The sequence below is a fragment of the Pseudoalteromonas sp. NZS71 genome (genome assembly GCF_015864715.1).
Taxonomy (GTDB): Bacteria; Pseudomonadota; Gammaproteobacteria; order Enterobacterales; family Alteromonadaceae; genus Pseudoalteromonas; species Pseudoalteromonas arctica.
This window is the reverse complement of the sequence record NZ_JADYWS010000005.1, coordinates 211,813-220,340: the sequence shown is the minus strand read 5'-3', so window position 1 is coordinate 220,340 and position 8,528 is coordinate 211,813. Positions and strand designations below refer to the sequence as shown.

General features: G+C 39.7%; 9 protein-coding genes and 2 tRNA genes. All 11 read left to right on the top strand.

Annotation, left to right across the window (positions count from 1 at the left end):
* Positions 1-177 precede the first annotated feature (177 nt).
* The 11 genes from ruvC to I6E85_RS05265 all read left to right on the top strand — a co-directional run bounded on the left by ruvC (position 178) and on the right by I6E85_RS05265 (position 8,524).
* On the top strand, positions 178-702 hold the full coding sequence (gene ruvC / locus I6E85_RS05315) for a crossover junction endodeoxyribonuclease RuvC (RefSeq protein ID WP_002960649.1): 525 nt from the start codon (positions 178-180) through the stop codon (positions 700-702).
* 2 nt (positions 703-704) lie between these two features.
* Positions 705-1,322 carry a Holliday junction branch migration protein RuvA gene (gene ruvA / locus I6E85_RS05310; protein WP_024590483.1) on the top strand — a complete coding sequence of 206 codons (618 nt, stop codon included), beginning with the start codon at positions 705-707 and terminating at the stop codon, positions 1,320-1,322.
* A gap of 7 nt (positions 1,323-1,329) precedes the next feature.
* A complete protein-coding gene (gene ruvB / locus I6E85_RS05305) occupies positions 1,330-2,337 on the top strand; it encodes a Holliday junction branch migration DNA helicase RuvB (protein WP_007580382.1) in 1,008 nt (335 codons plus the stop codon).
* A gap of 980 nt (positions 2,338-3,317) precedes the next feature.
* Positions 3,318-4,022 carry a protein TolQ gene (gene tolQ / locus I6E85_RS05300; RefSeq protein WP_007580384.1) on the top strand — a complete coding sequence of 235 codons (705 nt, stop codon included), beginning with the start codon at positions 3,318-3,320 and terminating at the stop codon, positions 4,020-4,022.
* Positions 4,009-4,437, top strand: a complete 429-nt coding sequence (gene tolR, locus I6E85_RS05295) for a protein TolR (protein WP_007580386.1) — start codon at positions 4,009-4,011, stop codon at positions 4,435-4,437. The genes tolQ and tolR overlap by 14 nt, the downstream gene beginning before the upstream one ends.
* A 4-nt stretch (positions 4,438-4,441) precedes the next feature.
* Positions 4,442-5,368: a cell envelope integrity protein TolA gene (gene tolA, locus I6E85_RS05290; RefSeq protein WP_024590482.1), complete on the top strand. Its 927-nt coding sequence runs from the start codon at positions 4,442-4,444 to the stop codon at positions 5,366-5,368.
* 9 nt (positions 5,369-5,377) lie between these two features.
* Positions 5,378-6,736 carry a Tol-Pal system beta propeller repeat protein TolB gene (gene tolB / locus I6E85_RS05285; RefSeq protein ID WP_024590481.1) on the top strand — a complete coding sequence of 453 codons (1,359 nt, stop codon included), beginning with the start codon at positions 5,378-5,380 and terminating at the stop codon, positions 6,734-6,736.
* A 34-nt stretch (positions 6,737-6,770) separates the two neighbouring features.
* On the top strand, positions 6,771-7,313 hold the full coding sequence (gene pal, locus I6E85_RS05280; protein ID WP_024590480.1) for a peptidoglycan-associated lipoprotein Pal: 543 nt from the start codon (positions 6,771-6,773) through the stop codon (positions 7,311-7,313).
* Positions 7,314-7,326: 13 nt separating this feature from the next.
* Positions 7,327-8,076 carry a tol-pal system protein YbgF gene (gene ybgF / locus I6E85_RS05275; protein ID WP_024590479.1) on the top strand — a complete coding sequence of 250 codons (750 nt, stop codon included), beginning with the start codon at positions 7,327-7,329 and terminating at the stop codon, positions 8,074-8,076.
* Positions 8,077-8,302: 226 nt separating this feature from the next.
* Positions 8,303-8,378, top strand: a tRNA-Lys gene (locus I6E85_RS05270).
* Positions 8,379-8,448: 70 nt separating this feature from the next.
* A tRNA-Lys gene (locus tag I6E85_RS05265) sits at positions 8,449-8,524 on the top strand.
* The last annotated feature ends 4 nt before the right edge of the window (positions 8,525-8,528 follow it).

Here is an 8,528-nt window from a genome sequence, read left to right as displayed (position 1 = left end):
AATAGGCCACAACTTCTGTTGTAGCCTATTATGAGCCCTTTGAAAGATCGTTCAATTAGCTTAAACGATCTGCATTAACCTAATACGTGGGCATTTTTGTTTTTCTTTGTACTGGTAATTTATACAGTGCTCTGGCATTATTAGCGTAATTTAAAAATAATAACAATGGAGCGCTGTTTGGCCATCATTTTAGGGATCGATCCTGGTTCACGTTTGACCGGATATGGCGTTGTTGCCCACCAAGGTTCTAAATTTACATACTTAGGCAGTGGTTGTATTAAGTTAGCCGATCATCCTTTTCCGGTTAGGCTTAAAATGATCTATCAAGGCATTACACAGCTTATTGAGCAGTTTTCGCCAGAAACCTTTGCCATTGAAAAAGTATTTATGGCGCATAACCCCGATTCAGCTTTAAAGCTTGGCCAAGCTAGAGGCGCGGCGATTGTTGGCGCTGCAATGGCCGACTTACCCGTATTTGAATATTCAGCTAGGCAAATTAAGCAAGCAGTAGTAGGTAACGGTGGCGCTGATAAAACACAAGTGCAGCACATGGTAAAAAATATTTTAAAACTACCCGGTACGCCACAGGCCGATGCAGCTGATGCACTTGCTATTGCGATTTGCCACGCTCACTCAGAACAAAATTTAATTAAACTAGCGGGTAGCGCAAGCAAAACCGTTAGAGGACGTTTAAGGAAATAACTATGATAGGCCGCTTAAATGGTATTTTAGTCGAAAAACAGCCACCAGAAATATTACTCGAAGTAAGTGGTGTCGGTTACGAAGTACAAATGCCAATGACCTGTTTTTACGATTTACCAAAAATTGGTGAAAACGCGATTGTTTACACCCACTTTGTAGTGCGTGAAGATGCTCAATTATTATTTGGTTTTAATAATAAAGTTGAACGCGCCTTGTTTAGAGAGCTATTAAAAGCAAATGGCGTTGGTCCAAAACTTGGCTTAGCTATTTTATCGGGCATGTCGGCAAAGCAATTTGTAAGCTGTGTAAATAACGAAGACTCAACGTCGCTTGTTAAATTACCGGGTGTAGGTAAAAAAACAGCCGAGCGTTTAGTACTCGAAATGAAAGACAGATTAAAAGATTGGGGTAATGATTTATTTACGCCATTTAGTGACAGCGCGGTAATAGAGCCGATGAGCGATGCGACAATTGCTAATAATGCAGCCGATGATGCCGTATCGGCATTGGTTGCGTTAGGTTATAAATTGCCACAAGCGCAAAAAGCAGTAAAATCGATAAGCAAGCCCGATATGTCTACTGAGGTTCTTATTAGAGAATCTTTAAAATCAATGTTGTGAGTAACCCATGATTGAAGCGGATCGCTTAATTGATGCGACTGAAAAAACAAATGAAGACTCTATAGATCGTGCAATAAGACCAAAACTTTTAGCCGACTACAGAGGCCAGCCTCATGTTAAGCAGCAAATGGAAATTTTTATTGAAGCTGCCCGAACCCGTGGTGAAGCGCTCGATCATTTATTAATATTTGGCCCACCAGGGCTTGGTAAAACCACGCTTGCAAATATTGTAGCCAACGAATTACACGTAAGTATTAAAACAACATCCGGCCCTGTACTTGAAAAAGCAGGCGATTTAGCTGCGTTACTTACTAATTTAGAAGAAGGCGATGTACTGTTTATTGATGAAATACACAGGCTAAGCCCGCAAGTTGAAGAAATACTGTATCCAGCAATGGAAGACTACCAGCTTGATATAATGATTGGTGAAGGCCCAGCTGCGCGTTCTATTAAATTAGACTTACCTGCATTTACGCTTATTGGTGCAACCACCCGAGCAGGATCGCTTACATCGCCACTACGTGACCGTTTTGGTATTGTGCAGCGATTAGAGTTTTATTCTGTAGAAGATTTGTCGCACATAGTAGGGCGCTCTGCACATTATCTTGGTTTAGAAATGTGTGACGACGGCGCAACCGAAATTGCACAACGTTCACGTGGTACACCACGTATTGCAAACCGTTTATTACGCCGTGTACGCGATTACACACAGGTAAAATCTGACGGTACAGTAAACGCCGAAGTAGCTAAGCAAGCGCTTGATATGATTGACGTAGATAAAAGTGGTTTTGATTATATGGATCGCAAATATTTACTCGCCATAATTGAAAAATTCATGGGCGGCCCAGTAGGACTCGACAATGTAGCTGCAGCTATTGGTGAAGAGCGTGAAACAATAGAAGATGTAATAGAGCCGTTTTTAATTCAGCAAGGGTTTATTCAGCGTACTCCGCGTGGGCGAATAGTGTCTGACAGTGCATATCATCACTTTGGTTTACTTCCTAAAAAAGACTAGCCTCATCATATACATTACTTGCTGTGCTTTATTGCGCAGCAGGTAATTGACTTAGTATCCCTTTCTTTCAAATATTTATACGGCTGGTATTTTACCCAAAATCTCAGCACACTGTTGCAAATGTTATTTCAAAATACTTATACGCTTTATAGTTAACTGTTAATTCACAGGGCGTTAAGACTCGCGAAGCTATCCTGCGTACCATTCAAACTAGTAACCGAATTACTTATTGTAAAATAGGTAGGGCAATTATTAGTTTATAAATAAAGTATGTAGCGCACCAAATTGCAGGCAAAAAAAAGCCCGCAAAAAATGCGGGCAAACAACAAGTTGAAGGAAGTAATCCAGGGAACTACGTTTTACTGAATTTGGTTTTATCCAGAAAGAGTAAAACAATGTAATACGATAAAATATCCTATTACTAAGAACTTGGCTTAATGAAACTATCTCATTCAGTGCGCTAGTTCGGTATGGGAGAATAATACGTAAGATCACCTTTTTATTCAAACTAGAAAATTTGTATTTTCAGATTAGAAAAACTAATTCGGTGAATTTTATTGTTGTTTGAATCTTGCGCGTTAATTAATCGTTAAATTTATAAGTTAATGAAATTTCTAGCTTAAGTAATTTCTTTTGATGTGGCTCGGTATTAGTTTTACTGTTATGTGAAGGTGAGGCTTATAGGTTTTGAGTGTTTATGCTCTTATTTTGAATAAACGGCGCATTTTATGACGTTTTACTTATATATTTACGCATATTTATAGTTAGCGAGTTTATTTAAAAGATTAAATAAAATACTGAGGCAAAGGAAAATGCCAACTAAAGCTGTTTTTTAACGTTTTTTGTTGCCTATTCATAGCAATACCGTTGTCAGCTTGAAATGGACTAGATACACTAGATGCAACTTTTGACCGTATAAACGGTCATATTTACACAAATTAACCAATTTGCCGTATTTTGAAATTACTTAGGAGTTTAACGTGGGATCAGGGCTTAATTTTTTAGACCTAATTTTAGAAGCAAGCTTGCTTGTTCAGTTAGTGATGTTAGGGCTAGTTGCCATGTCTGTAATGTCGTGGACAATTATATTTCAGCGTAAAAAAGCAATATCAGATGCACTATCAAATGCTAAGAAATTTGAGCAAAAATTTTGGTCTGGTATTGATCTAAGTAAATTGTATAACGAAATATCGTCACGCAGCGGTCAGTCTCAAGGTATTGAAGCTTTATTTACTTCAGGCTTTAAAGAATTTGCTCGTCATAAAAAGAATACATTTCAAAGTGCGAGTATTGTTATGGAAGGGACGCATCGTTCTATGCGTGTTGCGCTTTCTCGTGAAATTGAAAAAATTGAATCTAGCTTATCGTTTTTAGCAACGGTAGGTTCTATTAGTCCGTACATCGGTTTGTTTGGTACAGTGTGGGGTATTATGAATGCCTTTATTGCACTAGGTGAAGTTAAGCAAGCTACATTACAAATGGTAGCACCCGGTATAGCAGAGGCACTTATTGCGACTGCTATGGGTTTATTCGCGGCAATTCCGGCTGTTATTGCTTATAACCGCTTTTCAAACAGTGTTGAAAAGCTTGAGTCTCACTATATTAACTTTATGGAAGAGTTTGCTAATATTTTACACCGTCAAGCAGCTACACAAATAGAGGCACAAGCGAATGTATCAGCGTAAAAAGCGCCGTCCGGTCGCAGAAATTAATGTAGTACCTTACATTGATGTAATGTTGGTATTACTTATTATATTTATGGCAACAGCACCGCTTATTACACACGGTGTAAAAGTTGATTTACCTAAAATGGAAGAGTCTGATTTAGTTGATACTAAAGATACTCCTCCCATTATTGCTTCAATTGATGCAGAGGGTAAATATTATGTAAGCGTAGGTACTGATCCTGAAGAGCCTATGGAAGCACTTGATGTTGCTGCGGTTATAAAATTACAGTTAATGAAAAACCCTGACGTGCCAGTCATGATTAAAGGCTCGGGTAAGGTGTCGTATCAAGAAGTATTATTACTAATGGATTTTTTGAAAAATGCAGGCGTACCATCAGTAGGATTAATGACTGAATCCTTTGAGGGGAAGTAGCTGTATGAATAGTTCAGTAGTAAAATCGATAGTACTTCATTTAGGAATTGGTGGTTTTTTGTATGCGTCTGCAAACATTCATCCGCCAGCACCTAGAGTAATGGAAGTAACGCTTAATTCGGCTATACCTACGCCAGATAAAGCAGTATCAGCCGTTACAGTTGATCAAAAACAAGTTGAGCAAAAAATTGCTGAACTTCAAAAGAAAGAAAAAGATAAAAAAAGTGCTGAAGACAAACGTATCCGCGATTTAGAACGCAGAGCGGCCAATGCACGTAAGCAACGCGAATCTGAATCTAGGCATATTAAAAAGCTAGAGCAAGAACGTAAAGCTAAAGAAAAAGAAACAGCCGAGGCGCAAGCACAAGCTAAAAAAGCACGTGCCATTGAGCAAAAAGAGCGCGCTAAAGCTAAGCAAGCCGAAAAGCAAAAGCAAGAAGCTGAAAGCGCAGCAAAAGCTGCTGCTGATAAGCGTAAAACCGAAGAAGACGCACTTAAAAAAGCAGAAGCTGAACGTAAAAAACGTGAAGAAGAAGCAAAAGAGCGTGCAGCCGAGGCAGAACGTAAACGCCAGCAAGCAATGCAAGAGCAAATGTTACAAGAGCAACTTGCCAAAGAGCAGGCTGCCCGTAGTAAAATACGTCAACAACAAGTGGTAAGCGAAGTTGATAAGTACCGTGCATTAATTATGGCGCGTATTCAGCAAAACTTATTGATTGATGAAAAAATGAAAAACCAACAGTGCCGAGTAAATATTCGTTTAGGTTTTAATGGTTTAGTAACGCAAGTTAAATCATTAGGTGGCGATAAGTTGGTATGTGAAGCTGCATTAAGAGCAGTGCGCATGGCCGACACATTACCGGTATCTAAAGATAAAGACGTATTCGAACAACTTAAGAATATTAATTTAACAATCAAGCCAGAATTTTAAAGGAATGATATGTTCAACAAAATAAAAATAGCCTGTTTAGTTTTACTGTTTGGGTTTGTGGGTGTTGCTAATGCAGCACTTGAAATTGTAATAACTGAGGGTGTAGACGGTGCAAGGCCCATTGCTATAGTACCTTTTAAGTATCAAGGTGTTGGCCCGATCCCTGAAAAATTAAGCAGTGTTATTGCTGCCGATTTAATGCGCAGTGGTAAATTTAAACCTGTAGATGTAGCGCAGATGCCACAACAGCCAACCAAAGATAGCGAAATTGATTACGCATCTTGGGTTAATAAAGGTGTGGAAGCGATATTAGTGGGCGAAGTTGAGCAGCAAACTGATGGGCGTTACTTAGTGCGTTATGAGTTAGTTGACGTGATCCGCGGCCAAATTACCGGTGGCAACACACAAATGATGAGTAATGGTAAGCTAGTTAAAAGCCAAGATCATATTTTGGAAGCGCGTGAAAGTGTTATTGGTGAAAGTGGTTTTCGCCGTTACTCTCATCGAATCAGTGACGTTATTTATGAAAGATTGACTGGTGAAAAAGGCGCATTTTTAACTAAAATTGCCTATGTAATAGTACGTGATAATGACCCTAAGCCTTATCAGTTAGTTGTTGCAGATTATGACGGATTTAATGAGCAAGTATTACTTCGCTCAAAAGAGCCTTTAATGTCGCCAGCGTGGTCACCAGATGGTACTAAGTTAGCGTATGTAACGTTTGAAAACCGTCAAAGCCAAATTTACATTCAAGATATATACACAGGTAAACGCGAAATAATAGCAAGCTACCGTGGTATTAATGGTGCACCGCAGTTTTCGCCAGATGGTAAAAAGCTATTGTTAGTGCTTTCTAAGGACAAGACGGGTGCAACAGAAGTTTACATGCTTGACCTAGCTACACGTAAAGAAACACGCTTAACAAATCACCGTAGCATAGATACTGAGCCATCTTGGCACCCTAATGGTCAAGATATTGTGTTTACATCTGAAAGGGGTGGTAATGCTCAGATTTATAAGTTAAATTTAAAAACAGGTAGGTCACAACGACTCACCTTTGATGGTGATATGAATCTTGCTGGTTCAATAACACCAGATGGAAAAGAATTAGTGATGGTTAACCGTACCAACGGGCAGTACCATCTTGCTAAGAAAGAGCTGGCTACAGGCGCGTTCCAAGTATTAACGAGAACACGCCTAGATGAATCACCGAGCATAGCGCCAAATGGTTCGATGATTATATATAGCACGCTTCATAATAATAAACAGGTACTTGCGCTAGTATCGATGGACGGCCGCTTTAAGGCACGGTTACCTGTGCTAGACGGACAAGTAAAGGCACCAGCTTGGTCGCCATACTTACAGTAATATTACTGGTTTACTCAAAATAGGAATCTACTCAATGCAACTTAACAAAATACTTAAAGGCCTGCTAATTGCTGTGCCAGTAATGACATTAGCAGCTTGTAGCTCATCTTCAGATATTGATGAAGGTGCTGCAAACCAATCAAATCAAGGCGTTGTTGAGCAATCAACTAACACTGATACAGTTGAAGTAGCTACAATCTCTCCTGAGCAACAAGCAGAAGAGCAACTTCGTCAAAAGTACGAAGCACTTCGTCAAGAGCAAGTAATCTACTTTGATTTTGATACTGCGACAGTTGAAAGCAAGTACGCAGACTTACTTCGTGCACATGCTGAGTTTTTAGTTCAAAACTCATCAGTTAAAGTACTAATTGAAGGCCATGCAGATGAGCGCGGTACTCCAGAGTACAATATTGCACTAGGTGAGCACCGTGGCCAAGCAGTTGAAAAATACTTATTAAGCTTAGGTGTTTCAGCTAGCCAAATGTCAGTGGTAAGCTACGGTGAAGAGAAGCCAATGGTTAAGTCTCGCACTGAATCAGCTTTCGCTAAAAACCGCCGTGCGGTACTAGTTTACTAAGATAAGAGATATTATGAAGCCGAAAATTATTTTGGCAGCCATGATATTGAGCGGGAGCACCCAGTTAATGGCTGCTCCCGCTCCTGTTTCAGAAGCTGCGAGTTCACAATCAAGTATTGAGAAGCGATTAGCGTCGCTTGAGAATATGATGCAACAGCGTAACTTTTTGCAGGTTGAGTTACAGCAACAGCTTAACTTGTTACAAGACGAAGTAAGCCAAATTCGAGGTGTAACCGAAGAGCAAAGCTACAAGCTTGAAAAAGTACTGCAGCGTCAGCGTGAGTTGTATCAAGAAATTGAAAACCGCGTGAGCCAGGCTTATACACAGCCAGCAGCAGCTCCCGCAACTGATTACACGCAACAAAGCAATGCACAGACCTATAGCAGTGACTTATCTGAAAACGAAGCCTATGAGCGCGCTGTTGCGTTAATAATGAAAGATAAACGCTATGACCAAGCGATTCCTGAATTTCAAACGTTTTTAACTACCTACCCAAACTCTGTCTATGCGTCTAATGCGCATTATTGGTTAGGGCAGTTGCTTACTATTAAAAATGATGGTGTAAAAGCAGTAGAGCACTTTAAAGTCGTTGTGAACGAATTTCCAAATTCTAATAAACGTCCAGATGCAATGCTAAAGTTAGGCACACTTTTACAAGATCAAGGTTCAGCGGCGCAAGCACAAAAAATATTGAGCGATCTTATCAATCAATACCCAAGTACAACCGCTGCAAAACTAGCAACTGATCGTTTAGGAAACTAAAGTTCACTAGCGATTAAATTTCTAGTTAGGGCGAGCAAACTACATGGAAACTCTCGAAGAATCTTGGATTTGCATGTAGTTTGAGCACAAACGGTTTAATTTTGTGCATCTAGACATAAAAACTTAAAAAAAGAGACAATTTCGGTTGCACTCATTTTATAAATAAGTATTATAAGCGCCCGCAGCAAACGAATGGTTACCCCACTCGAAATGCGACAAAAAGAGCGGGTTATTAGCTCAGTTGGTAGAGCAGTTGACTTTTAATCAATTGGTCGATGGTTCAAATCCATCATAACCCACCATTCTTTGAATGGTCTTTTATCGGCGGATTTACGTAGAATACTAAGTTGTTATAAAACGCAACGTCAGAGCGGGTCATTAGCTCAGTTGGTAGAGCAGTTGACTTTTAATCAATTGGTCGATGGTTCAAATCCATCATGACCCACCATTCT